Consider the following 22,660-nt stretch of genomic DNA (forward strand, 5'->3'; position numbering starts at 1 on the left):
ACTATGGCACCCTCGTCACCCAGCCTTGCCCAGCAGCTGCTGCGGCGTCGTCCGACATCGGGCGCGCCTACCGCTCATGGTGCGGGCGGACACCTGAAGCAGTCGATGGGCACGTTCCAGCTCACCATGATCGGTGTCGGCGCCACAGTGGGCACCGGTATCTTTTTCATCTTGGCCGAGTCGGTGCCCAAGGCGGGGCCTGGGGTGATGGCCTCGTTCCTGGTTGCCGGCCTCGCCGCCGGGCTGGCCGCACTCTGTTATGCCGAATTGGCTTCGGCCGTACCGGTATCGGGCTCCTCGTTCTCCTACGCATACACCACCCTGGGTGAACTGGCGGCGATGGGCGTGGCCGCCTGCCTGCTGCTGGAATACGGGGTATCGGCCGCAGCGGTGGCCGTGGGCTGGAGTCAGTACCTCGACAAGCTTTTGATGAACCTCTTCGGATGGCATCTGCCACACGCGATCAGCGCCGCGCCCTGGGACAACGCCGATCCCGGGGCACCGCATGCCTGGCTGAATCTGCCCGCGGTGCTCCTGATCGTCATGTGTGCGATCCTGCTCATCCGCGGAACGGGCGAATCCGCCTTGGTGAATACGATCATGGTGCTACTCAAACTCGCCGTGCTGACCGTGTTCGCGATCATCGCCTTCACCGCATTTCAGGCTGGCAACTTCTCCGACTTCGCGCCGTTCGGTGTCAGCGGCATCGGGGCCGCCGCCGGGACGATTTTCTTCACCTATGTGGGGCTGGACACGGTGTCCACCGCGGGCGAGGAAGTCAAGGACCCGCAGCGAACCATGCCGCGCGCGCTCATCGCGGCCCTGCTCATCGTCACCGCCTTCTACCTCGTCGTCGCGCTGGCCGCCCTGGGTGCCCAACCCTGGAGGGAATTCGAGGGGCAGTCCGCCGGCCTCGCCCTGATTCTCGACAAAGTCACCGGAAGCACCTCTGCCAGTACATTCCTGGCGGCGGGTGCGGTGATTTCGATCTTCTCGATAACCCTGGTCTCCATGTACGGCCAGACCCGCATTCTGTTCGCCATCGGCCGCGACGGCCTGCTGCCCTCGATCTTCGCGCAGGTCAACCCCCGCACGCTGACGCCGGTGAACAACACCATCATCGTCGCGGTGGTCGTGGGCTTCATGGCCGCCTTCGTCCCCCTCGACAGTCTCGCCAACATGGTGTCGATCGGGACACTCACCGCGTTCATCGTCGTATCGATCGGTGTGATCATCTTGCGGGTGCGCGAACCCGAGTTGCCGCGCGCCTTCCGCGTTCCCGGCTATCCGGTGACTCCCGTGCTATCCGTCATCGCCTGCGGCTACATCCTGTTCAGCCTGCCCTGGATCACGTGGATCGCGTTCGGGTGCTGGGTCAGCATCGTTCTGGTGTTCTACCTGGCGTGGGGGAGGCACCACAGCGCACTGAACAACTCACCCAACGACCCTGCGGAATTACCGGAGAAGGAACCGGTATGACCGTCGTCGTCGGATACCTCTCCGGTAAGGGCGGCAAGGGCGCCTTGCACCTGGCGGTCGAATCAGCCCGCGTCTTGGGGACCTCGCTCACCGTCACCACGGTGGTGCCGAAGCCATGGACCACACTGTCAAAGGCCAAGATCGACGCCGAATACGCCCAGTGGGCTCAAAAGCTCTCCGAGGATTCAAAAACCGAGGCCGCCGCATACCTCGAAAAGATCGCTGCCGGAATCGATGTCACGTTTCATAACGTGGCTCACCGCTCGGTGTCCGGCGGCCTGTTGGAAGCCGTCGAGGCATCCGACGCGGACGTGTTGGTCGTTGGCTCAGCCTCGGAGGGGCGCCTCGGGCAGGTGGTCCTGGGATCGACAGGTGACCGGCTGCTGCACTCCTCCCCCGTCCCGCTGGCCATCAGTCCGCGCGGCTACCGCGGGTCGAAAGCCGGCACGGTCAGTCGGGTGACGTGTGGCTATCCCGGTACTGAAGACGCGGTCGATGTTGTGCAACAAGCAGTTCGGCTGACGCAGCGACTGCATGCACCGCTGCGTGTGGTCACCTTCGCCGTGCGCGGCCGCACCATGCTCACCGCGGGCGTCGGTCCCGAGGCCGAGGACGCGGTACTCGCCAGTTGGGTCGCCCAGTCCGAGGAGGCGCTGGCGTCGCTCCGTCAGAACGGCATCGTGACACCCGATGTGGACTTGAAGGTCGTGACAGGCGATACCTGGGATGACGCCTTGGACAACGCCGAGTGGGTCGATGGCGAGCTGCTGGTCCTCGGCAGCCGCCCACACAGCACCGTCGCCCGTGTCTTCCTCGGGTCCCGCGCAACCAAGATCGTCAGGCACAGCCCGGTCCCCGTCGTGGTGATGCCGGGCTAGCCCAGGAGGTTCAGTACGTCAGGTGCCCCTTGTCCACCGGTACCTGCGCGCCGGCCAAGGTGCCGGATGCATCGCCGGCCAACCACAACACCACATCGGAGATTTCGTCGGGTTCGAGCATCTTGGTGGGCGACAACGGCATTGGCGCGATACTGGGCAGATAGTTGGGGTGATCGGCGAGAATCTTCATCATGGCGTCGCCGGTGATCATCGGCGTGGTCACCCCGTACGGGTGGATCGAGTTGACCCGAATGCCGTACTCGGCCAGCTCGATCGTCAACGACTTCGTGAGGCCGGTCAAACCGAATTTCGAGGCAACGTAGGCGCCGTTACCCGGGGTCCCCTTGAGCCCGGACACCGAGCTCACGATCACGATCGAGCCACCGTTACCGGCCTCGATCATCGTCGGCACAACGGCTTTCACGGTCTTCCAAGTACCGGTCAGGTTGGTATCGATGATGTCTTCCCATTGCTGGTCAGACATCTCCCACAGCCGGCCCCAGCTGAGCACTCCCGCGTTGGCGATGAGGATGTCGATGTGCCCGAACTGCGCGACCGCCTCCTCGACCACACTCTGTAGCGCGGCACCATTGCGGACATCGGCCTGCTCCGCGATGATCGTGCGCCCGGCCGCCTCAACGAGCCTGACGGTTTCCTTGAGGTCTTCGGGTGTCGCGGCCTCGTATCCCGCGTAGTCCGACACAGGGGCACAGGCGTCGATCGCAACGATGTCCGCGCCGGCTTGGGCCAGTCGCACTGCGTGCTGACGTCCCTGCCCACGGGCCGCACCGGTTACGAAGGCCACTTTTCCGGACAAGGTCTGATGGGCCGGCTGATCCGCCATGTGTCTTGCTCCTTTGCGATCGAAACCAGGCTAGCAGCATTTCTAGAACGTGTTCCAGATTGAGGGCCGCTCAGCGGGCAGAACGCCGCCCACGACGATCGAGCAGGCGCCGGCCATGCATCGGGCGTTCAACCGCGCCCCGCCATCGATCGCATCGAGGAACCCACAGGGTCGAACTAGAGGTCGCGGAGGATCGCCGCACGCTTGTCGTTGTATTCGACCTCGGACACCAGTGACGCCAGCTTGAGTCGATCAAGCTCTGCAAGCCGGTCTGCTACCGAACCGCTGGTGCCGGCGTCCGCGCTGGACGACTGCTGGGCCCCGTCCGTCTTGCGCAAAATCGCATCAATCTGTTGACGAACAACAGGATTCGAGCGGATGTCCACCACACCGTCGGTGCCGATACCGTTGGCCCTGAGCACCTTCATGATCTCGAAGAGCGGGCCGGCCTGCCCGGTGAGGTCGTACTCGCGCCCCTGGGAGGAACTGCTGAACTTGGCCGGCACCTGCCCATTGAGTAATGCGCTGCGCTGCCAGTCGATCTGGAATTGCTCGGTGCCGGGAACGACCAGCACGACCAGTTTGCCGCGCGAGAGGGTCGGCACCTGAAGTACCGATACCCGGGCCCGCGTCTCGGCGCGGAACGGGCTTATTCCGTCGCCATGCACCTGCAGGGTCAGCTTGATGACCGGCTGGTCGTTGACGGTCATCCCGGTCTCATTTGCCGCCACCACGTCGGCGAGCGCGAGAATTCCGTTGGCCTCCAATAGCTTGCGGGCCTCGTCGTTCTTGGTGAACAGCAAGGTCAACACGAAAGCCAAGACCACGATCCCGATGGTGATGCCGATACCGCTGTACAACATCCAGCTCGTGGCGGGTTCGTCGATCACGTAATACATCACGATGAAAATTGGCCCGACGATCCCACACAGCAGCGAGAAAGCCAGGATTTTGAGGAAGCGTGCGACCACGTTCATAGGGATCATCATCCTCCAGTCGCCCACGCTGATCATCACAAACGGACGAGGCAGGACGGGCCGGCATCCACATTTGCGCGCAGAGCCTGGAGGTCCTCAAAACGGGCAAGTACACACCGACATTGCCTAAACCGATCGTTTCTCCGGAGACATCGACGCTGGCAATCAGTCGCCCGCCGCCGGGGATGACATGAAGGCGCCGACCGCCGGCGAGAAGACCGAGACCGCATCGAACCCACTGCGTGACAAACGCAGACGGCCGTCTTATATTGGCAATGGATGTTGTCAACGATGCCGACATCGCCGACAGGAGGCACTCGCATGCCCAAGCTCATCGTGGTCGACCAACCGCTACCCGGCGAACCCCACCCGTACGACTACTACCACCGCCCCGGAATGGACTTACGCCCAATCCCTGAGGGCAAGAACGAATTCGGCTGGATCTGGCGCCACTGTCGCCACGTCCTGTTCGATAACTGGTTCGACGTCGAGGACCACGTCTCCCCGACCCCACTGACGCGGGTTTTCGACGATCACATGTGGCAGGGTGACGAGCTGATGGACGCCGTGGTGGCCATGTTCGAGCGGCTGGGATCCGCACAGGCGCGGCCCCTCTTCGAACAGGCCATCACCCAAGGCATCGACTCCCTGGACGATCCGCCGGAAGAGCTGCGCGCACTTCTGGAAGATGCCTACCGGGTCCCGGAATGGTGGGACCCGGTCAAGGCGGAGCGCGGCCGGGTCCGCCTCAATCAAATGGCCGCGCCCACGGTGCTCCTGATGACATCGTTCGGAGTCTTCGACACCGTGATGAACTCGGACGTATCGGCCACCACCGGCGCCTCCGGCAGGTTCCGCGACCAGGGTCAACAACGCCTCCTTGAGACCGCACGCTTCTTCGCAGCACTGCGCGACCGCGATGCCATGCTTCCAGGGTCATGGCAGATACAGATGACACTGCGCGTTCGTCTCGTACATTCCTTGGCCCGCAAGGGCCTTCGCTCCGCGTGGGGCCCGGATAACTTCGCCAATTTCGGCGTGCCCATCTCCAACTCGTCGATGTGCGGATTCATCGAGGCCGAATCACTGGGACAGATGCTCATCGAGCATCGGTTCGGTCGGCCCTGCAGCCTCGACGAACTCGATGACGCGTGGCATTACATGACGCGATGGGCGTTGCTCTTCGGCATCACCGAGGAGATCTGCCCCAAGACCGGGACCGACGCCATGCGCAATCTCGACTATCTGCTGGCACGCTCCGGCGACGCCTCGCGCTGGCGGGTCGAACTCGTCGAGGTCCTCTCGGCGCTGCCCTCGGCCGTCATCGCTCCCCTACCCGTAGCACGTTTCCGCAGGCTGCTCAGCGACGCGATGTTCATCGCCGGCATCGGCGCGCCGGGCTGGGTCCTGATGGGCCCCAAGGCGATGGACGAATTCGTCCGCGGCACCAGCTATGAGCACCTCCCCCGCCAAATCCCCGGCATGGCCCTGCACGCCGCGATGTCGGTCAGCGCCAGAATCGCCGCGATCCGCGATCGAGTCCCGGGCACGCACATGGCACGCAGGATCGTCTACGGCACCCTGCTGCCCAATCCGAGCACGGTGATGAACCCGGCCTTTGGCCTCCTCGAGAGGCTCAACAAGGTCACCTCGACCTACACCATGCACGACAACAACACCGCCGGACGCGCCTTTGCCCGGTAGTTCGACAACTCACCACTTGTGAGCCCCGACCAGGCGGCCTAATATTGACAATGCACGTTGTCAATGACGTCGACGTCAAATCGCAGGAGGCGCTCGGATGTCCAAGCTCACCGTGGTCGACAAACCGCAGTCAGGCGAACCGCACCCATTTGATTACTACTTCCGCCAGGGAATGGACCTACGTCCAATTCCCGAGGGCAAGAACGAATTCGGCTGGATATGGCGTCACTGCCGGCACTACCTGTTCGATCCCTGGTTCGACGTTGAGGACGAGGTAACTCCCACCCCGGCAACCCGCATATTCGATGACCACATGTGGCAGGGCGACGAGCCGATGGACGCTGTGGTGGAGCTGTTTCACGAACTCGGCTCCGCCGAGGCTCGCGCCCTGTTCGAGCAGGCCGTCGAGCACGGCGTCGATAGCCTGGACAATCCTCCCGAGGCGCTACGCGCACTGTTCGCGGATGCCTACCGAGTGCCACAGTGGTGGGATCCGGAAAAGGCCGAACGAGGACGACTGCGCGCGCGGCAGGTAACCACCGCAACCACCGCCGTCATGACGACCTTTGCAGTCTTCGATACCGTCATGAACTCGGATGTGTCGGCAGCGACCGGAGCCACCGGCCGGTTCCGCTATCAGAGTGCCCAACGGCTGGCCGAGACCAACCGGTTCTTCTCGATGATCTTCGATCGTGACGGCCTGGTACCCGGCTCGGAGCAGATCAAACTGACCATGCGGGTGCGGCTGGTGCACTCCCTGGCCCGGCGGGGCCTGCGCAGCGCCTGGGGCGAGGACAACTACGCCCAATTCGGCGCACCCATCTCGAACGCATCCATGTGCGGGTTCATCGAGGCGATGCTGGGGGCGCTCCTTGTCGACTACCGCCTCGGACGGTCTTGCACGCTAAGGGAAATCGATGATGTCTGGCACTATCTGCTGCGGTGGGCGCTGATGTTCGGTGTCACCGAAGACCTGCTGCCGCGCACCGGCATCGACGCCATGCGCAATCTTGATTACCTACTGGCACGCTCGGGTGACGCCTCGCGCTGGCGCGTCGAGCTCATCGAGGCGTTGGCCACGGGCATGTCGGGCGCGCGCAGTGGCCCGGTCAGACGCCTCTTCGCGGAGGTGATCGCCGGCCCCGGCTCCATGCTGATGGGACCGGCGGCCATGGACGAGTTCTTCCGGGACACAACCTTTGAGGGCGTCAATCATCGTTTGTCGGGCTGGCTATTCAGCAGAGCGGCCGCGGTCAATGCACAAGCGAGCGCGGCGATGGACCGACTCCCCGGAATCGGCCTGGTGCGTCGGCAGTTGGACTCCTTCAACCCCAATCCCAGTGCGGTGCAGAACCTTTTGTCCGAGTTCATCGAGAAGCGCGGCAAGGTGGCCTCGACGTACACCATGCACGACAACAACACCTCCGGGCACGCGTTCGCACGCTGAATTCGACGTTGACGGAATATCGACGTTGGCGCACAACGAAAACGGCGCCCACCCCGAAGGGTGAGCGCCGTTTTCTTGGCGTCTTTAGATCACTTGAGGATCTTGGTCACGCGACCGGCGCCGACGGTACGGCCACCTTCACGGATCGCGAAACGCAGGCCCTCGTCCATGGCGACCGGCTGGATCAGCTTGACGGAGATGTCGGTGTTGTCACCGGGCATAACCATCTCGGTGCCTTCCGGCAGCGTCACAACACCGGTCACGTCGGTGGTGCGGAAGTAGAACTGCGGACGGTAGTTGTTGAAGAACGGCGTGTGACGGCCGCCCTCGTCCTTGGACAGGATGTAGACGCTGCCCTCGAACTCGGTGTGCGGGGTGGTGGTGCCGGGCTTGACCACAACCTGGCCACGCTCGACGTCCTCACGCTTCACACCACGAACCAGCAGACCGACGTTGTCACCGGCCTGGCCCTGATCCAGCAGCTTGCGGAACATCTCAACACCGGTGACCGTGGTCTTGGTGGTGGTGTCCTTGATGCCGACGATCTCGACGTCCTCGTTCACGTTGATCACGCCACGCTCGACGCGACCGGTCACCACGGTGCCACGACCGGTGATGGTGAACACGTCCTCGACGGGCATCAGGAACGGCTTGTCGGTTTCGCGGACCGGGTCCGGGATCGACTCGTCAACCGCGTCCATCAGGTCGGCAACGGTCTTGCCCCACTCGGCGTCGCCCTCGAGCGCCTTGAGCGCCGAGACACGCACCACGGGAGCGTTGTCGCCGTCGAAGTCCTGGCTGCTCAGCAGTTCCCGGACCTCCATCTCGACGAGCTCCAGCAGCTCCTCGTCGTCCACCATGTCGGACTTGTTCAGCGCGACGAGGATGTAGGGCACACCCACCTGACGGGCGAGCAGCACGTGCTCGCGAGTCTGCGGCATGGGGCCGTCGGTCGCGGCAACCACCAGAATCGCACCGTCCATCTGGGCAGCACCGGTGATCATGTTCTTGATGTAGTCAGCGTGACCGGGGGCGTCGACGTGCGCGTAGTGACGCTTCTCGGTCTGGTACTCCACGTGCGAGATGTTGATCGTGATACCACGAGCCTTCTCTTCGGGAGCGTTGTCGATCTGGTCGAAGGCCGACGCCTCGTTCAAATCGGGATACTTGTCGTGCAGCACCTTCGTGATAGCTGCAGTGAGAGTGGTCTTGCCGTGGTCAACGTGACCGATGGTCCCGATGTTGACGTGCGGCTTCGTCCGCTCGAACTTCGCCTTCGCCACTTGTGTCCTCCTGGACTCTTGTTGTTATTACTTACAGTTTTGCGCCAGGGGCGCGGTGCTCCGGCGGACTATTCGCCCGTTGCCTTCGCGATGATCTCCTTCGACACGTTCGCCGGAACTTCGGCGTACGAGTCAAACACCATGGAGTAGTTAGCCCGGCCCTGGGTCTTCGACCGCAGGTCGCCGACGTAGCCGAACATCTCCGACAGCGGAACCTGCGCCTTGACGACGCGTGCACCGCTGCGCTCCTCCATAGCCTGGATCTGGCCACGGCGGGAGTTCAGGTCGCCGATCACGTCACCCATGTAGTCCTCGGGTGTGGTGACCTCGACAGCCATGATGGGTTCCAGGATGACCGGCTGCGCAGACTGCGCGGCCTTCTTCAGGGCCTGCGAACCCGCGATCTTGAACGCCATTTCCGACGAGTCAACATCGTGGTACGCACCGTCGAGCAGCGTGACCTTGATGTTCACCAACGGGTAGCCGGCCAAGATGCCGTATTGCATGGCGTCCTGCGCACCGGCGTCCACCGACGGGATGTACTCGCGCGGGACGCGTCCACCGGTGACCTTGTTCAAGAACTCGTAGGTGGCGCCGTCCTCGGCATCCACCAACGGCTCGATCGAGATGATCACCTTGGCGAACTGGCCCGAGCCACCCGTCTGCTTCTTGTGGGTGAACTCGACGTTGTCGACCTTCTTGCGGATCGTCTCGCGGTAGGCCACCTGCGGCTTGCCGACGTTCGCCTCAACCTTGAACTCACGGCGCATGCGGTCCACCAGGATGTCCAGGTGCAGCTCGCCCATGCCGCCGATGATCGTCTGGCCCGTCTCCTGGTCCAGCTTGACCTTGAAGGTGGGGTCCTCTTCGGCCAGCTTCTGGATCGCGGTGCCCAGCTTTTCCTGGTCGCTCTTGGTCTTCGGCTCGATCGCCACCTGGATAACCGGATCCGGGAAGGTCATCGACTCGAGCACGATCTGGTTGTTCGGATCGCACAGGGTGTCACCGGTGGTGGTGTCCTTGAGTCCGATCGCGGCATAGATGTGGCCGGCAGCTGCGGACTCGACCGGGTTCTCCTTGTTGGAGTGCATCTGGAACAGCTTGCCCAGGCGCTCCTTCTTGCCCTTGGTGGAGTTGACCACCTGGGTGCCCGAGTCGACCTTGCCCGAGTACACACGGATGTAGATCAACTTGCCGAAGAACGGGTGGGTGGCCACCTTGAACGCCAACGCGCTGAACGGCTCGTCGGTGTTCGGCTCACGCGTGATGAGCTCGTCTTCCTTACCGGGCACATGGCCGGTGGTGGCGCCCACGTCCAGGGGCGTCGGGAGGTAGTCGATGACGGCGTCAAGCATGGGCTGCACGCCCTTGTTCTTGAACGCGCTGCCACACAACACCGGGTACGCCTCGGAGTTGATGGTGAGCTTGCGGATCGCGGCCTTGATCTCATCGATCGTCAGCTCTTCGCCGCCCAGGTACTTCTCCAGCAACTCCTCGTCGGTCTCGGCGACAGCCTCGAGCAGCGCGGCCCGGTACTCGTCAGCCTTGTCCTTCAGATCCGCGGGGATCTCCACGACCTCGTACTGCTCACCCATCTTGGTCTCGCCACGCCATACCTTGGCGTTCATCTCGACCAGGTCGACGATGCCCTCGAAGTCGTTCTCGGCACCGATCGGCAGCTGAATGGGCAGCGCACGCGCACCGAGGCGATCCTCGATGGTCTTCACCGTGAAGTAGAAGTCCGCGCCCAGCTTGTCCATCTTGTTGACGAAGCAGATACGCGGCACGTCGTAGCGGTCGGCCTGACGCCACACCTGCTCGGACTGCGGCTCCACGCCTTCCTTGCCATCGAAAACGGCAACGGCACCGTCGAGCACGCGCAGGTTGCGCTCCACCTCGACGGTGAAGTCGACGTGTCCCGGGGTGTCGATGATGTTGAGCTGGTTTTCTTTCCAGTACGCGGTCGTCGCGGCGGACGTGATCGTGATGCCGCGCTCCTGCTCCTGCTCCATCCAGTCCATGGTGGCTGCGCCATCGTGGACTTCACCGATCTTGTAGGTGATACCGGTGTAGAAGAGGATGCGTTCGGTCGTGGTGGTCTTGCCGGCATCGATGTGCGCCATGATGCCGAAGTTGCGGACCTTGTTCAGGTCGGTCAGCACTTCCTGTGCCACAGAAGTTTCCGCTCTTTCGCTTCGAATTTAGGAAGGGTGCGCTGGACGCGCTGGCGGGCCTCGCTATGAGGTGAGGCCCGTCAAGATCACCAGCGGTAGTGCGCGAACGCCCGGTTGGCCTCGGCCATCTTGTGAACATCCTCGCGGCGCTTCACCGAAGCACCCAGGCCATTGCTGGCGTCCAGGATCTCGTTCGCCAACCGCTCAATCATGGTCTTTTCCCGACGAGCCCGCGAGAAGCTGACCAACCAGCGCAGGGCCAGAGTGGTGGAGCGATCGGGGCGAACCTCGACCGGCACCTGGTAGGTGGCGCCACCGACGCGGCGGCTACGCACCTCAAGGGCGGGCTTGACGTTGTCCATCGCACGCTTGAGCGTCACGACCGGATCGGTGCCGGTCTTGTCGCGGGCCTGCTCCAGGGCGCCGTACACGATGCGCTCGGCGATGGACTTCTTGCCATCGAGCAGCACCTTGTTGACCAGCTGGGTCACCAGCTGGGAGCTGTAAACCGGGTCGTTAACCAGGGGGCGCGACGGCGCGGGTCCCTTGCGTGGCATTAGCTCTTCTCCTTCTTGGCGCCATAGCGGCTGCGAGCCTGCTTGCGGTTCTTGACTCCCTGGGTATCCAGCGAGCCGCGGATGATCTTGTAGCGCACACCGGGGAGGTCCTTCACACGACCACCGCGCACGAGCACCATCGAGTGCTCCTGCAGGTTGTGACCCTCACCCGGGATGTAAGCGGTGACCTCCACCGCGCTGGTCAGCCGCACACGGGCCACCTTCCGCAGCGCCGAGTTCGGCTTCTTCGGGGTGGTGGTGTAGACGCGGGTGCACACGCCACGGCGCTGCGGGCTGCCCTTCAGGGCCGCAGTCTTCACCTTGGCGATCTTGTCCCGGCGACCCTTACGGACCAGCTGGTTGATGGTTGGCATGTACCGGCTTTCTGTCTCTAGCTACTACTGGGCTCTAGCACTGCGAGCCCTTCTAAAGGCCCTTTGTCCTGCGGTTTTCGCCCGATTCGGTATCCCGAGGCCGGGCGTGTCGCACGCACCGCGGCCGCGAAGAAAAACTCCTTCACCCTCTGGGCATGCGAATTGACCTGGCGCCTTATTTGACCCCCACCGGGGCTACCAGCGGTGGCCATTGGCCAGGCACAGCGCCCTACCATACCAGGGCTGATCACAGTGAGACAAACTCGCCTACCAGGGACAAAGCGCTGGTAGGCGGCGACTCACCAACACCCGAGCAACGCGCCCGACTGAGCCGCCCACTTTGCGCACCAGGCGCTCATCAAACCACTCTGCTCTTCGCGCCAGGCGCTCATCAAACCACTCTGCTCTTCGCGCCAGGCGCTCATCAAACCACTCTGCTCTTCGCGCCAGGCGCTCATCGCCGCTCGGCAAGACCCGAGGCGAAGCGGTGCACCATCTCCGTGAACGCGATATCGGGATCCATCTCGATCCCTGCCATGAAGCCGGTCATCTCCAGCATGACGAAACCGTGCATCGCCGCCCACAGCTCGACGCCGGCGTGAAAGGCGGTGTCTTCATTGAGGCCGTACACGCCGATGGCTTCGGTCGCGGGTTTGGCCAGCTCACGTGCGTCGATGGTCGGGCGATTCACGTCATCCAGGAACGGCATCCGGGTCAATGCGGCGTATCTGCCGGGATGGTGGTGCGCGTAACTGCGGTATGCGCCCGCCATCGCCAGGATCGCATCCTCGCTGGAGCGGCCCGAACTCACGGTGTGCAGCATGCCGACAATCTCGGCGAGCACCCGGTCGCGCACCTCGTGGCGCAGATCATCGAGGCTGTCCACATGGTTATAGAGCGACGGCCCCTTGGTGCCGAGCTCGACGGCCAATGCGTTGATGGTCAACGCATCCCAACCCGCCCGGTCAAGAAAGGACAGTGCGGCGTTGACGACGGTGTCCCGGTTGAGCCGTGTTGCCCGCGCAGGGGATCTGCGGTGCGCGGTTGCGGGCTCGGTCGTCACGTGTGGCCGCCTTCGAGGGTGAGTCGTTCTAGTTCGGGCTGTTTGGTACGGCCTTCTGGGCAGATGGCCTGCTATGACCCTATCTCCCCCACCACCACCTTTGTGTTTGTCTGCCCATCGAGCCTGTCGTGGCGTGCCGTGGCCTATTCTCATCGAGTGATCAGGACGCCGAAATGAAACACGTTCTAGTTTCTGCCGGGCAGCGCATGCTGGTCGGTGTCCTGGTGACCGCCGGTATCGCCGCATTGACGAGTTCGCACACCGCGCGCTCGGATCTTGCCGACAACATTCGGCTGGCCAAGAACGGTGACACCCACATCACCCAGTACGGCCTGGTCACCACGATCGACTGCGGCGACTCCACGGTCTTTGTGAACGGATCTCAGAACGTCATCACCGCCTTGGGCAGCTGCTACGCGATCTCGGTGCAGGGGTCGTCCAACACGATCATCGCCGACAACGTGGTCAACGACATCACCGTCTACGGCTTCAACCAGAAGGTGCTGTACAAATCCGGCGAGCCGGCGGTCATCGATCGCGGGCGCGAGCTGGGCATGATGAATTTCATCGACCGCATTCCTGGCTGACCCCATCCCGTCACCCGAATCTCGGGATACTTGAGGGCATGTCCCGCACTCGCCCGATCCTTGCCGCCCTTGCCATCGCCGCCACCGCCCTCGGGTTGGCCGGCTGCGGCGCCATCAAACCCGGTTCGAGCAATCCGACACCCGGCACCTGGACTCCTCCATCCAGTAGCGCTAGCAGCAGCACCTCTTCCAGTGCCAGCACACCGACGTCGGCACAGGTCAACATCGGCGACGAGACCGTCATCGGATACTTCGGCCAGACCACGACGGCTGCCTGCGAGGCGGGCAAGGGGCTGAACATCACCGGTGCCAACAACACGCTCACCATCACCGGCGCCTGCGACAAGGTCACCGTCTCGGGCTTCTCGAACACCGTCACGTTCGACGAGCTGAAGACCCAGGTGACCGTCACCGGTTACGGAAACAAGCTGACGTACAAGTCGGGCGACCCCAAGGTCAACAATTACGGAAGCAACAACACGATCCAGAAGGCTTCCTAGATCCTGCTCACAGCACGGTCTGCACGATCTGCTCGACCAGTTGGCGAGCGGCGGCACAGCTGTCCCCGCCCTTGCGGTACTGAACCCACCAGGTCAGCGAACCGGTACCGGCCGGAACCGTGACACCACAGCCAGAACCGGGGCCGCTGCTGGTGAACCCTTTGCGGCTGTTGATCGTGATGTCGGCGGTCTTCTGCCCCATCCCGTCGGCCGACTTGCGGTCGCGCTCGACGTCGCCGCCCTCGTAGTACGCGTACAGCAGGTCGATGAGATTTCCCGCATCATCGGCGGCAACCCAATAGCACAGTGCGCCAAAGAAATTCTGGTAGATCTGGGCGGCCTTGACGGTCTCGACAATGGTCTTCTCATCGAGGGGGCCGCACTGACCGTTGGCGAATCCGTACGGATCCAGCTTGTCGTTCTCGCCCCGCTCGTGGGAGTTCAGACCCGAACCGGGCGCGACGGCGGTGCCATCCACGGTGCGCGCGCAACCGGTCGGTCCCGCGAGCAGTAGCACCACGGCGGCCAGGGAGCCGACGATCCTTCTCATTGCTTGCCCACCTTGCCCAACAGTGAGTCCATCAGGGTCTCGACGGCCTTGCACGGATCATTCTTGACGGCCCCCGTTTGCAGTGACCAATGCAGGAAGTCCGGTCCCGATCCGGCCGATAGCTCGCACAGCCCGACATTGCTCACGCGGTAGCCGGGATAGGACTTGGTCGTCACCGATTCCACCGTGTGCCCGAGGTTTCGCGCGACCGACGCTTCCTTCTGTGCCGAACTACCCCGGTACCAATAGAGCGAGAGGGAGGTATCCCCCGTTCCGGGTCCGGTGGACCAGCGACAGCCCAGCAGGCTGTCCACATCCCGTTTGAGACCCGGAACACCCACCGCCGCAGTGATTTCCGCATCGGTCATGCCGCCGCAATCACCGAGCTTGAAACCCTTGCCGGGACCGTTGTTCACCTCGGGCACAGTGGTCACCTGGACGTCGGGCGATCCACTGCCGCCGTCGCCGTCACCGGTTGACGACGGCCGAGACGAACATCCGGCCAGCACCACGGCGGCGATGACCAGGGCCGACACCGGGACAATCCGCACACTCACGGTGTCCACAGTACGTCCGGTCCCCCGTATGTCCGAGTGTGTCGGCGCCCCGCCTCGGGCGTGTCAGACTCCGGCGCCGTGGCGACCTGCGCCCGCGGCGAACCGGCCGGCGCCTTCCAGCGCTTCGGCCGCTACGCGTTCGATGCTGCCAAACTCGTTGTCCAGGGCCGCTTCCTCGGTCATCCCCCACTGCGCGATGGCCGAATCACGGTCGGCGCGCACGCATTGTTGCGGGAAGGCGGCAATCTCGGCGGCCAGCGCTTCGGCCGCCTGACGTGCCTGACCGCGCGAAACCACCCTGTTGACGAGCCCGATATCCAGCGCCTCGTTCGCCGTGACGGGACGTCCGGTGAGGATGAGATCCATCGCACGCGAGTGCCCGATCAGCCGCGGCAACCTGATGGTTCCGCCGTCGATGAGCGGCACACCCCAGCGCCGGCAGAAGACACCCAGCACGGCATCCTCCTCGACCACCCGAAGGTCACACCACAACGCGAGCTCAATCCCGCCGGCGACGGCATGCCCCGATATCGCCGCGATCACCGGCTTGGACAGCCGCAGCCGCGAGGGGCCCATCGGGCCGGGACCATGCGGGTGGAGTTCGTTTCCGCGGTCGGTGCCCATTGCCTTGAGATCTGCTCCGGCACAGAATGTTCCGTTATCACCCCACAGCACCGCCACCGACGCCTCGGGATCCGCGTCGAATTCGGTGAACGCCGCCAGTAGCGCCGCCGCGGTCGGGCCGTCGACGGCGTTGCGGGTATCGGGCCGATTGAGAATGACCGTCGTCACCGCTCCCGCCTTCTCCACCCGAACGGCCGGTTCCACATTTTCACTCATAGAGAGACTTCCTCCATCTCGGCGGTATCCCGCAGCGTTACCAGCTCATCCTTGAATTCCCGATAACGGGAGCGTATTTCGTCGGCGGGCCAGTCGGCCGGCAAAAGCTCGTCCGGCAGCACGGGGTCCGCCAGTAGATGCCGCACCATCGCCGCGGCCAGCATGAACCGTGCGGGAATCGCGTTCGCCTGATCCCACCACCGCAAGAGGGCCGTCGCGTACTGCGACCATCCGGGCAGATCCCACAGCTGAGCGGCCAACGCTTCGGGCTGGTCGGTTCGAGTGTGTAAAACCCACACGTGGTCGGTGACCGACGGCGGCAGGTCAATCTCCAGATTCTCCGGACGCAGCCACACGCCCTCTCGTAGTTCTCCGAAACGGCTCTGCCGCAGGGTGGTTCGTAGATCGTTACGGTCGCGGGCGTCCCGGCCCACACTGGTGATCACCAGTTGCGTCCAGGTGCCGTCCCAGGAGCCTCGATGCGGGTCGCACGCCTCGTCCTGCCGAAGCTGACGGGCCTGCAGACGCTCGGCGAGCCGGTACCCCGATTCGGTTCTCGCAAGATCCCCGGCGGAGACCATACGGGTGAGTGCCACCCGCACCGTGGTGTCACTGATACCGAACAAGGTGGTCAGCGCCCGGATTTCCCGGACCGACAGCTCGGCCGGATGCGCCCCGAGTAGCAAGCTCAGGATGACCGAGCGCGCGGTCATCGGGTGATGATCGACCGGATTTTCCAACACTACAGTTCGGTGGGCTTGCGGCCGTAATCGCCAAATGGCTCGTCCCGGTGCCGGACTGCCTGCCGATAGCCGTTGGTAATGGCATCGGCGGTGAACGCGTGCGCCTCCGGGGTATGCCGGGAGATGCCATCAAAAACGGTGCCGACCATGGCGCTATTGGCGATACCCTGATTGATGAGCACCGAGTTGCAGGCCAGCTTGATCATCATCAGCTGATTCAGCGGCATCGCCGCGATCCGCTCGACCAGCCGCTCGGTGCGTTCGTCCAATTCGTCCGGATCGGGCGCCTCGACCGCCAAACCCCAGTCGTAGGCTTGCTTACCCGACAGGCAATCTCCGGTGAGTAGAAGACGTTTCGCGCGTTGGTCACCGAGTTTGTGCGCCCACAGCCCGGTGGCGGGCACGCCCCATACTCGCGTGGGCGGGTATCCGATCTTGGCGTCGGCGGCGACGATCAACTGATCGGCATGCAATGCGATATCGGTACCACCGGCCACGCAATAGCCGTGCACCTTCACGACTGTCGGTTTGTTGGCGTGTAACAGCGAGGAGAAGCCGCGGGTGAACCGGCTCATCATCTGGTAGTCGAGCATGGGGTCCCAGTTGATGTTCGGCAGGTGGTTGCGCAACTGCACGTGCCCGTCCAGGGCTGTGCCCGAATACTGTGCCGAGCCTTCGTCATTCGCCTCGGCATAGGCACTCAGATCGAAGCCGCCGCAGAATCCATCTCCCTTGCCCGATACCAGGATGACGTGTACCTGCGGGTCCAGGTCGGCACGTTCCACCAGCGCCGCCAGCTCCAGCGGCGTCTCCGCGATGATGGCGTTGCCCTGTTCAGGGCGGTTGAAGGTGATACGCGCGACCCGATCGGTGACCTCGTAGGTCATCGTCTTCAAGGTGTCCATCGCAGCTAGTTACCCGCCTTGACGGTCGCCCGCTCCAGGATCGGCGAAAGATCCAAACCTGTGGGAAGAGTGCCGAATGCCCCGCCCCAATTGCCTGCCAGCCGGGTCGCCAGGAACGCCTGCGCTACCGCCGGATGACCATGACGGACCAGGAGCGCGCCCTGCAGCGCCAGACAGATGTCCTCGGCAACCTTGCGGGCGCGGTACATGACGGAATCCAGATCGCTGAGCTGCGAATGCAATCCGTTGATATGGCGATCCAATCGCTCGTCCTGCCCCTGGGCAAGGGCAAGCTCCTTGAACAGCACCTCGACGCATTCGGGCTTGGTGGCCATGGCCCGCAACGTGTCCAGGGCACTCACGTTGCCCGATCCCTCCCAGATTCCCATCAGCGGAGCCTCGCGGTACAGGCGCGGCAGCCCCGAATCCTCCACATACCCATTGCCGCCCAGACATTCCATCGCCTCACCCGCATGTGGGGTGGCGCGCTTACACACCCAATACTTGCTGGCCGCCAATCCGATACGACGCAGCAAGGACTCAGTCTCGTCCCCCCGGGTGGCACGGTCAGTGGCTCCCGCCATCCGCATCGCGACCATGGTGGCGGCCTCGGCCTCGATTGCGAGATCCGCGAGCACATTACGCATCAACGGCTGATCAATAAGGTACTCGCCGAAGGCCTTGCGGTGCTGAGCGTGATGCATGGCCAGCGCGACACCCGTGCGCATGCTGGTGGCCGATCCGAGTGTGCAGTCCAGCCGCGTCATGTTGACCATCTCGATGATGGTCTTGACGCCCTTCCCCTCCTCGCCGACAAGCCACGCCGTGGCATCGTCGTACTCAACTTCCGAGGACGCATTGGAGTGGTTACCGAGCTTGTCCTTCAAGCGCTGCAACCGCATCCGGTTCCGGGTGCCATCGGGCAGCACCCGCGGCAGGAAGAAACACGACAGGCCGCCGGGCGCCTGTGCCAGCACCAGGAACACATCACACATCGGCGCCGAAGTGAACCACTTGTGCCCAACCAGCGTGTAGCTGCCATCGGCATTCGGCGTGGCGGTGGTGGTACCCGCGCGTACATCCGAACCGCCCTGCTTCTCGGTCATCGACATACCCGCCGTCAGCCCCGCCTTGGTGGCGGGTACCGCCAACACCGGGTCATAGACGCGGCTGGACAACAGTGGTTCGTAGATGGCCGCGAGTTCGGAGTTGGCACGAAGCGCCGGAATCACCGCGTAGGTCATCGATATCGGGCACATGTGGCCCGGATCGGCCGTCCAGACACCGGTCTTCGCCGCGCGCACGACATGGGCACCCGGGCGATCGTCCGCCCACGGTGCGCCGTGTAACCCATGGTCGATCGCCTCGCGCATGAGCTCGTGGTAGGCCGGGTCGAACTCGATTTCGTCGACGCGATGCCCCCAGCGGTCGTGGGTGTGCAGCACCGGGCGATTGCGGTTCGCCAGCTCCCCGGCGCGCTGCATGCGGTCGGTGCCGTTGAGTTCGCCGACCTCAACAACCTCGTCGACGCCCCACTGACCGCCTTCCCGAATGAGCGCTTCCATCAGCACAGGACTGCTCGCAGCGTTGTAGTCGCGCAGTGGAGGGACCTGGTTGGTGACGACATGCGTATCGGCCATGCATCCAGTGTTACATTTCCGCGACAACCGCACAAGATCTGTTCCTCGCTCCTTTCCGGGCTCCCGGTGCGCTAGAAAGAAGGCGTGGAGAAGGTCGTCTTCGTATTGCGCCAACCGTCTGATGCGGCCACCGACGAGTGGGCCGAGCAGCTGCGCACAGCGGTCGCCGACAAGCTCCAGGCGGTCGGTGTGCACGGCCTCACCGTGTGCGTGCACGACGACGCCGTCCGCGCGGCGACCCTGCGCCTCGCAACCCTGGACCCACCCATCGCCGCCGCGGTCTGCGTGTGGGTTCAGCAGTCGTACGGCCCACAGATACGCGAGATCGAGGCAATCCTTGCCGGTACATCAGCAGCCATGCACGGATATCTCGTTACCGAGTCGGTGCCGCTACCCTCCCCTGACACCCAAAGTGATTGGCGATCAGCGGGTTTCACCAACATCGCATTGTTGCGCAAACCCATCGAGATGCCCTTCGAGAAGTGGCGCCAGCAGTGGCAGGGAGTACACACGCAGAATGCGCTCGAGCTGCAGTCGACGATCGGATACGAACAGAACCTGGCGGTCCGGGCCGTGACCGTCGACGCGCCGGCGATCTCGGCCATCGTGCTCGAGCAATTCCCGGCGGCGGCCCTCACCGATCCGCTGGCCTGGTACGCCGCCTCGGATCAACAACAACTCGGCCAGCGCGTGATGGCAATGCTTGAGAGCGTCAAAGCCTTTGGTGCCGATACCAATATCGATACCGTCGCGACCAGTAGATACGACGTGATCCGGCCGTTCTAGCGATCCCTCACAAGTCCGGCAGTTTCATCGGATTGACATACAACCAAATGGTTGTACATTGAAGGGGTGACCGAACCGGACGAGGACAGGGCCGATGCCATGTTCCATGCGCTCTCCGACCGCACCCGCCGCGACATCCTGCGGCGAGTGCTGGCCGGCGAGTACTCGGTCTCGACACTTGCGGCGAACTACGACATGAGCTTCGCCGCGGTGCAAAAGCACGTCGCCGTGCTGGAAAAGGCTGGGCTGCTGACGAAGCGGCGTCACGGCCGTGAACAGCTGGCCAGCGGCGATGTGGAAGCAATTCGTTCGGTTGGCGCCATGCTCTCCGAGCTGGAGCAGTTCTGGCGCGGCAGGATCGCTCGCATCGATGAACTCATCGCATTCGAACCACCGACGATCAAACCACCACGGAAAGAATGAAACATGCCTGTCACCAACGTTACTCACGATATCGACACGCGCACCATCACCATTCATGCCGAGTTCGAGGCACCGATCGGCCGGATCTGGCAGATCTACGCCGACCCTCGTCAGCTCGAAAAGATCTGGGGTCCGCCGAGTTGCCCGGCCACGTTCGTCGACCACAACTTCACGCCGGGTGGCCGCGTGAACTACTACATGACCGGACCAGAGGGCCAGCGGTACGCCGGGTGGTGGGAGATCACCGCGATCGACGAGCCGAACAGCTTCGCCTTCACGGACGGCTTCTCCGACGAGAATCTGAATCCGGTGGACAATATGCCGGTTTCGACGAACGCGTACACATTCGTCGAGGAAGACGGCCGTACCCGCGCGACCTACGTCAGCACGTATGAGACCGCCGAAGCACTGCAGAAGGTGCTGGACATGGGCGTCATCGAGGGTGCATCGTCGGCGATCAACCAGATCGACGAGCTGGTCCGCTCCTGAGCGGACCGGCGCCCGCATCACCACGGTCGGTGCGGGCACCCTCTACGCTCGCGTCATGGTGCAGTATCGCGATCCCGGCGCCATCACCTTCGAAGCGACGATCGAGAAGCCCGAGGGCCCCGGCGCGTACGTCGAATTCCCCTTCTCCGTGTTCGACACCTTCGGCGTCAAGGCCCGAGTGCCGGTACGGGCCGTGTTCGACGGGTCGGTGAGCTACACAGGGTCGTTGGCACCGTACGGCGGAACACACCTTCTCGGGGTGCGGAAGGACATCCAGGCGCAGCTGGGCAAGGAGCCCGGAGACCGCGTGACCGTCGAGGTCAGGCTCGATACCGACCGCGCCTAGGCATCCTGCTTTTCATGTTCAGCCGGCTCACCGTGGTGCACGAAGTAGCCGAGCACCACGATCACGAACCACACCACACCCACCAGGACGGCGGTCCGGCCGTCGTCGGTGAAGAACAAGAGCACCACCACCAGGGCCAGAAATGCCAGCGCCAACAGATTCGTCACCGGCGCACCGGGCAGCCTGTAATCCGAGGCGGGTAATTCACCGGCGGCGACCCGTTTCCGATAAATCATGTGCGAAACCAGGATTGAACCCCACACAAAAATGATGCCGATGGTGGACACCGATGTGATGTAGGCGAATGCCTTGTCGGGCGACAGCCAGTTGACGAACACCCCAATACCCATCGCGAGTGCCGAGAAGCAGATGGCCAGCATCGGGACGTGACGCGAACTCAGTGCCTGCAGACCCGTCGGGGCGTCGCCGCGCTGAGCGAGGCTGCGCACCATGCGGCCGGTTGAGTAGATGCCCGAGTTACAGGAGGAAAGCGCGGCCGTCAGCAGGATGAAGTTCACGATGTTGGCAGCCTGCGGAATGTTGAGATACTCGAACACGGCCACGAAAGGACTCTCGCCCTTGTGGTAGTTCCGCCAGCCCTGGATCGACAAAATGACGATCAACGCACCCACGTAGAACAGCCCGATGCGGAACGGCAGCGTGTTGATCGCCTTGCGCAGGGTCACCTTCGGATTCTCGGCCTCCCCCGCCGTGACGCCGACGAGCTCAACGCCGACGTAGGCGAACACCACGATCTGCAGGCTCAGCAGGGCCTGGCTGAAGCCTGTCGGAAAGAACCCGCCGTCATTCCAGAGATTGGCGACGCTGGGGCCCGTTTCCGGCCCCAGGCCCGAAATGGGAAGCAGTACACCGATACCGATGATGATCATGCCGACGATCGCCGTCACCTTGATCATCGAGAACCAGAACTCGGCCTCACCGAAGATCTTCACCGATATCAGGTTGGCCCCCAACAGGATTAGCAGGACAACCAGCGCTGTCACCCACTGCGGGATGCCGGGCCACCACCGTTGGATGTACACGCCGGCGACGGTTATCTCTGCCATACATGTTGTCGCCCACACCGCCCAGTACGTCCAGCCGTTGGCGAATCCGGCGAAACGTCCCATGAATTCCTCGGCGTATTCGGAGATGCTGCCCGAGACCGGCCGGTACACCAGCAGCTCGCCAAGGGCCCGCATGATCACGAAAATAGCCAGGCCCGCGACCAGGTAGGCCAAGATGAGTGCCGGACCGGCCTTCTCGATCGCGCCGCCGGCGCCGTAAAAGAGGCCCGTGCCGATGGCACCGCCGATCGCGATCATCTGCACCGTACGGGCCGACAGGCCCCGCGAGTATCCGGCGTCGGGCGTCTCGGATTCGGAATTGGCAACTGTCATCCGGACATCATTGCCTGAGCAGACACTTATTGCAGAGGAAACCAGGGACAGGCCGCCTGGTGCTGCGTGGAATTACGGAGCCCGAATGAGTATTTACGCGCTGAACCGACTTCG

General features: G+C 63.5%; 24 protein-coding genes. 10 read left to right on the forward strand and 14 right to left on the reverse strand.

What is annotated here, in order from left to right; all coding sequences use genetic code 11:
- The first annotated feature begins 3 nt into the window (after positions 1–3).
- Positions 4–1,479, forward strand: coding sequence for an APC family permease (locus B4393_RS04660; RefSeq protein ID WP_078333139.1), 1,476 nt, complete (start codon positions 4–6; stop codon positions 1,477–1,479).
- The gene (locus B4393_RS04665) at positions 1,476–2,357 is read left to right on the forward strand and encodes a universal stress protein (RefSeq protein WP_078333140.1); all 882 of its coding nucleotides are present in this window, start codon (positions 1,476–1,478) and stop codon (positions 2,355–2,357) included. Before B4393_RS04660 ends, B4393_RS04665 begins: the two co-directional genes overlap by 4 nt.
- A gap of 10 nt (positions 2,358–2,367) precedes the next feature.
- On the opposite strand, the gene B4393_RS04670 is transcribed toward B4393_RS04665, so the two are convergent.
- Together B4393_RS04670 and B4393_RS04675 are read right to left on the reverse strand one after the other, a co-directional pair.
- Positions 2,368–3,201, reverse strand: a complete 834-nt coding sequence (locus B4393_RS04670; RefSeq protein WP_078333141.1) for a mycofactocin-coupled SDR family oxidoreductase — start codon at positions 3,199–3,201, stop codon at positions 2,368–2,370.
- 176 nt (positions 3,202–3,377) lie between these two features.
- Complete coding sequence (locus B4393_RS04675) at positions 3,378–4,178, reverse strand: hypothetical protein (protein ID WP_109558391.1); 801 nt, start codon at positions 4,176–4,178, stop codon at positions 3,378–3,380.
- 321 nt (positions 4,179–4,499) lie between these two features.
- Between B4393_RS04675 and B4393_RS04680 the strand changes: the two genes are divergently transcribed.
- Positions 4,500–5,882, forward strand: a complete 1,383-nt coding sequence (locus tag B4393_RS04680; RefSeq protein ID WP_078333142.1) for an oxygenase MpaB family protein — start codon at positions 4,500–4,502, stop codon at positions 5,880–5,882.
- 97 nt (positions 5,883–5,979) lie between these two features.
- Positions 5,980–7,329 (forward strand): oxygenase MpaB family protein, encoded by a 1,350-nt coding sequence (locus B4393_RS04685; RefSeq protein WP_078333143.1) that lies wholly within the window; start codon positions 5,980–5,982, stop codon positions 7,327–7,329.
- An 89-nt stretch (positions 7,330–7,418) separates the two neighbouring features.
- On the opposite strand, the gene tuf is transcribed toward B4393_RS04685, so the two are convergent.
- The 5 genes from tuf to B4393_RS04710 form a co-directional block, all read right to left on the reverse strand.
- Positions 7,419–8,612, reverse strand: a complete 1,194-nt coding sequence (gene tuf / locus B4393_RS04690) for an elongation factor Tu (RefSeq protein ID WP_030096667.1) — start codon at positions 8,610–8,612, stop codon at positions 7,419–7,421.
- 68 nt (positions 8,613–8,680) lie between these two features.
- On the reverse strand, positions 8,681–10,786 hold the full coding sequence (gene fusA / locus B4393_RS04695; RefSeq protein ID WP_078333144.1) for an elongation factor G: 2,106 nt from the start codon (positions 10,784–10,786) through the stop codon (positions 8,681–8,683).
- 86 nt (positions 10,787–10,872) lie between these two features.
- A complete protein-coding gene (gene rpsG, locus B4393_RS04700; RefSeq protein WP_070938491.1) occupies positions 10,873–11,343 on the reverse strand; it encodes a 30S ribosomal protein S7 in 471 nt (156 codons plus the stop codon).
- Positions 11,343–11,717, reverse strand: coding sequence for a 30S ribosomal protein S12 (gene rpsL / locus B4393_RS04705; protein ID WP_003929602.1), 375 nt, complete (start codon positions 11,715–11,717; stop codon positions 11,343–11,345). Before rpsL ends, rpsG begins: the two co-directional genes overlap by 1 nt.
- Before the next feature lie 454 nt (positions 11,718–12,171).
- Positions 12,172–12,780, reverse strand: coding sequence for a TetR/AcrR family transcriptional regulator (locus B4393_RS04710; protein ID WP_070938490.1), 609 nt, complete (start codon positions 12,778–12,780; stop codon positions 12,172–12,174).
- A gap of 206 nt (positions 12,781–12,986) precedes the next feature.
- Between B4393_RS04710 and B4393_RS04715 the strand changes: the two genes are divergently transcribed.
- Together B4393_RS04715 and B4393_RS04720 are read left to right on the forward strand one after the other, a co-directional pair.
- On the forward strand, positions 12,987–13,367 hold the full coding sequence (locus B4393_RS04715; protein WP_078333145.1) for a DUF3060 domain-containing protein: 381 nt from the start codon (positions 12,987–12,989) through the stop codon (positions 13,365–13,367).
- Between the two features lie 38 nt (positions 13,368–13,405).
- Positions 13,406–13,867, forward strand: coding sequence for a DUF3060 domain-containing protein (locus tag B4393_RS04720; protein ID WP_078333146.1), 462 nt, complete (start codon positions 13,406–13,408; stop codon positions 13,865–13,867).
- Positions 13,868–13,874: 7 nt separating this feature from the next.
- Here B4393_RS04720 and B4393_RS04725 read toward each other — a convergent pair whose 3' ends face one another.
- From B4393_RS04725 to B4393_RS04750, 6 genes are read right to left on the reverse strand one after another with little or no spacing between them, the layout of a single operon-like run.
- Complete coding sequence (locus B4393_RS04725; RefSeq protein ID WP_078333147.1) at positions 13,875–14,417, reverse strand: DUF3558 domain-containing protein; 543 nt, start codon at positions 14,415–14,417, stop codon at positions 13,875–13,877.
- Positions 14,414–14,983, reverse strand: a complete 570-nt coding sequence (locus B4393_RS04730) for a DUF3558 family protein (RefSeq protein ID WP_078333148.1) — start codon at positions 14,981–14,983, stop codon at positions 14,414–14,416. Before B4393_RS04730 ends, B4393_RS04725 begins: the two co-directional genes overlap by 4 nt.
- 54 nt (positions 14,984–15,037) lie before the next feature.
- The gene (locus B4393_RS04735) at positions 15,038–15,802 is read right to left on the reverse strand and encodes a crotonase/enoyl-CoA hydratase family protein (protein WP_165758477.1); all 765 of its coding nucleotides are present in this window, start codon (positions 15,800–15,802) and stop codon (positions 15,038–15,040) included.
- An 8-nt stretch (positions 15,803–15,810) separates the two neighbouring features.
- Positions 15,811–16,554 (reverse strand): PaaX family transcriptional regulator C-terminal domain-containing protein, encoded by a 744-nt coding sequence (locus B4393_RS04740; RefSeq protein ID WP_078333337.1) that lies wholly within the window; start codon positions 16,552–16,554, stop codon positions 15,811–15,813.
- Between the two features lie 2 nt (positions 16,555–16,556).
- Positions 16,557–17,462 (reverse strand): crotonase/enoyl-CoA hydratase family protein, encoded by a 906-nt coding sequence (locus B4393_RS04745; RefSeq protein ID WP_078333150.1) that lies wholly within the window; start codon positions 17,460–17,462, stop codon positions 16,557–16,559.
- Between the two features lie 5 nt (positions 17,463–17,467).
- Positions 17,468–19,102 carry an acyl-CoA dehydrogenase family protein gene (locus tag B4393_RS04750; protein WP_078333151.1) on the reverse strand — a complete coding sequence of 545 codons (1,635 nt, stop codon included), beginning with the start codon at positions 19,100–19,102 and terminating at the stop codon, positions 17,468–17,470.
- An 84-nt stretch (positions 19,103–19,186) separates the two neighbouring features.
- Here B4393_RS04750 and B4393_RS04755 point away from each other — a divergent pair, with 84 nt between their 5' ends.
- The 4 genes from B4393_RS04755 (at position 19,187) to B4393_RS04770 (ending at position 21,146) form a co-directional block, all read left to right on the forward strand.
- Positions 19,187–19,888: a hypothetical protein gene (locus B4393_RS04755; protein WP_078333152.1), complete on the forward strand. Its 702-nt coding sequence runs from the start codon at positions 19,187–19,189 to the stop codon at positions 19,886–19,888.
- Between the two features lie 66 nt (positions 19,889–19,954).
- Positions 19,955–20,311: an ArsR/SmtB family transcription factor gene (locus tag B4393_RS04760; protein ID WP_078333153.1), complete on the forward strand. Its 357-nt coding sequence runs from the start codon at positions 19,955–19,957 to the stop codon at positions 20,309–20,311.
- 3 nt (positions 20,312–20,314) lie between these two features.
- Positions 20,315–20,800 carry an SRPBCC family protein gene (locus B4393_RS04765; protein WP_078333154.1) on the forward strand — a complete coding sequence of 162 codons (486 nt, stop codon included), beginning with the start codon at positions 20,315–20,317 and terminating at the stop codon, positions 20,798–20,800.
- Between the two features lie 55 nt (positions 20,801–20,855).
- Positions 20,856–21,146, forward strand: a complete 291-nt coding sequence (locus tag B4393_RS04770; protein WP_078333155.1) for a DUF1905 domain-containing protein — start codon at positions 20,856–20,858, stop codon at positions 21,144–21,146.
- Here B4393_RS04770 and B4393_RS04775 read toward each other — a convergent pair.
- Entirely contained in the window at positions 21,143–22,546 is a 1,404-nt protein-coding gene (locus B4393_RS04775) for an amino acid permease (protein WP_078333156.1), read from the reverse strand. The two genes, B4393_RS04770 and B4393_RS04775, sit on opposite strands and share 4 nt — an antisense overlap.
- Positions 22,547–22,660 lie beyond the last annotated feature (114 nt).

It is taken from the genome of Mycobacteroides franklinii, from assembly GCF_002013895.1.
Lineage (GTDB): Bacteria > Actinomycetota > Actinomycetes > Mycobacteriales > Mycobacteriaceae > Mycobacterium > Mycobacterium franklinii.

Bases quoted from the DNA above. Each gene is read 5' to 3' on its own strand.
- B4393_RS04660 (WP_078333139.1), top strand. From the start codon at position 4: ATGGCACCCTCGTCACCCAGCCTTGCCCAGCAGCTGCTGCGGCGTCGT.
- B4393_RS04665 (WP_078333140.1), top strand. From the start codon at position 1,476: ATGACCGTCGTCGTCGGATACCTCTCCGGTAAGGGCGGCAAGGGCGCC.
- B4393_RS04670 (WP_078333141.1), bottom strand. From the start codon at position 3,201: ATGGCGGATCAGCCGGCCCATCAGACCTTGTCCGGAAAAGTGGCCTTC.
- B4393_RS04675 (WP_109558391.1), bottom strand. From the start codon at position 4,178: ATGAACGTGGTCGCACGCTTCCTCAAAATCCTGGCTTTCTCGCTGCTG.
- B4393_RS04680 (WP_078333142.1), top strand. From the start codon at position 4,500: ATGCCCAAGCTCATCGTGGTCGACCAACCGCTACCCGGCGAACCCCAC.
- B4393_RS04685 (WP_078333143.1), top strand. From the start codon at position 5,980: ATGTCCAAGCTCACCGTGGTCGACAAACCGCAGTCAGGCGAACCGCAC.
- rpsG (WP_070938491.1), bottom strand. From the start codon at position 11,343: ATGCCACGCAAGGGACCCGCGCCGTCGCGCCCCCTGGTTAACGACCCG.
- rpsL (WP_003929602.1), bottom strand. From the start codon at position 11,717: ATGCCAACCATCAACCAGCTGGTCCGTAAGGGTCGCCGGGACAAGATC.
- B4393_RS04715 (WP_078333145.1), top strand. From the start codon at position 12,987: ATGCTGGTCGGTGTCCTGGTGACCGCCGGTATCGCCGCATTGACGAGT.
- B4393_RS04720 (WP_078333146.1), top strand. From the start codon at position 13,406: ATGTCCCGCACTCGCCCGATCCTTGCCGCCCTTGCCATCGCCGCCACC.
- B4393_RS04725 (WP_078333147.1), bottom strand. From the start codon at position 14,417: ATGAGAAGGATCGTCGGCTCCCTGGCCGCCGTGGTGCTACTGCTCGCG.
- B4393_RS04745 (WP_078333150.1), bottom strand. From the start codon at position 17,462: ATGGACACCTTGAAGACGATGACCTACGAGGTCACCGATCGGGTCGCG.
- B4393_RS04750 (WP_078333151.1), bottom strand. From the start codon at position 19,102: ATGGCCGATACGCATGTCGTCACCAACCAGGTCCCTCCACTGCGCGAC.
- B4393_RS04765 (WP_078333154.1), top strand. From the start codon at position 20,315: ATGCCTGTCACCAACGTTACTCACGATATCGACACGCGCACCATCACC.
- B4393_RS04770 (WP_078333155.1), top strand. From the start codon at position 20,856: ATGGTGCAGTATCGCGATCCCGGCGCCATCACCTTCGAAGCGACGATC.
- B4393_RS04775 (WP_078333156.1), bottom strand. From the start codon at position 22,546: ATGACAGTTGCCAATTCCGAATCCGAGACGCCCGACGCCGGATACTCG.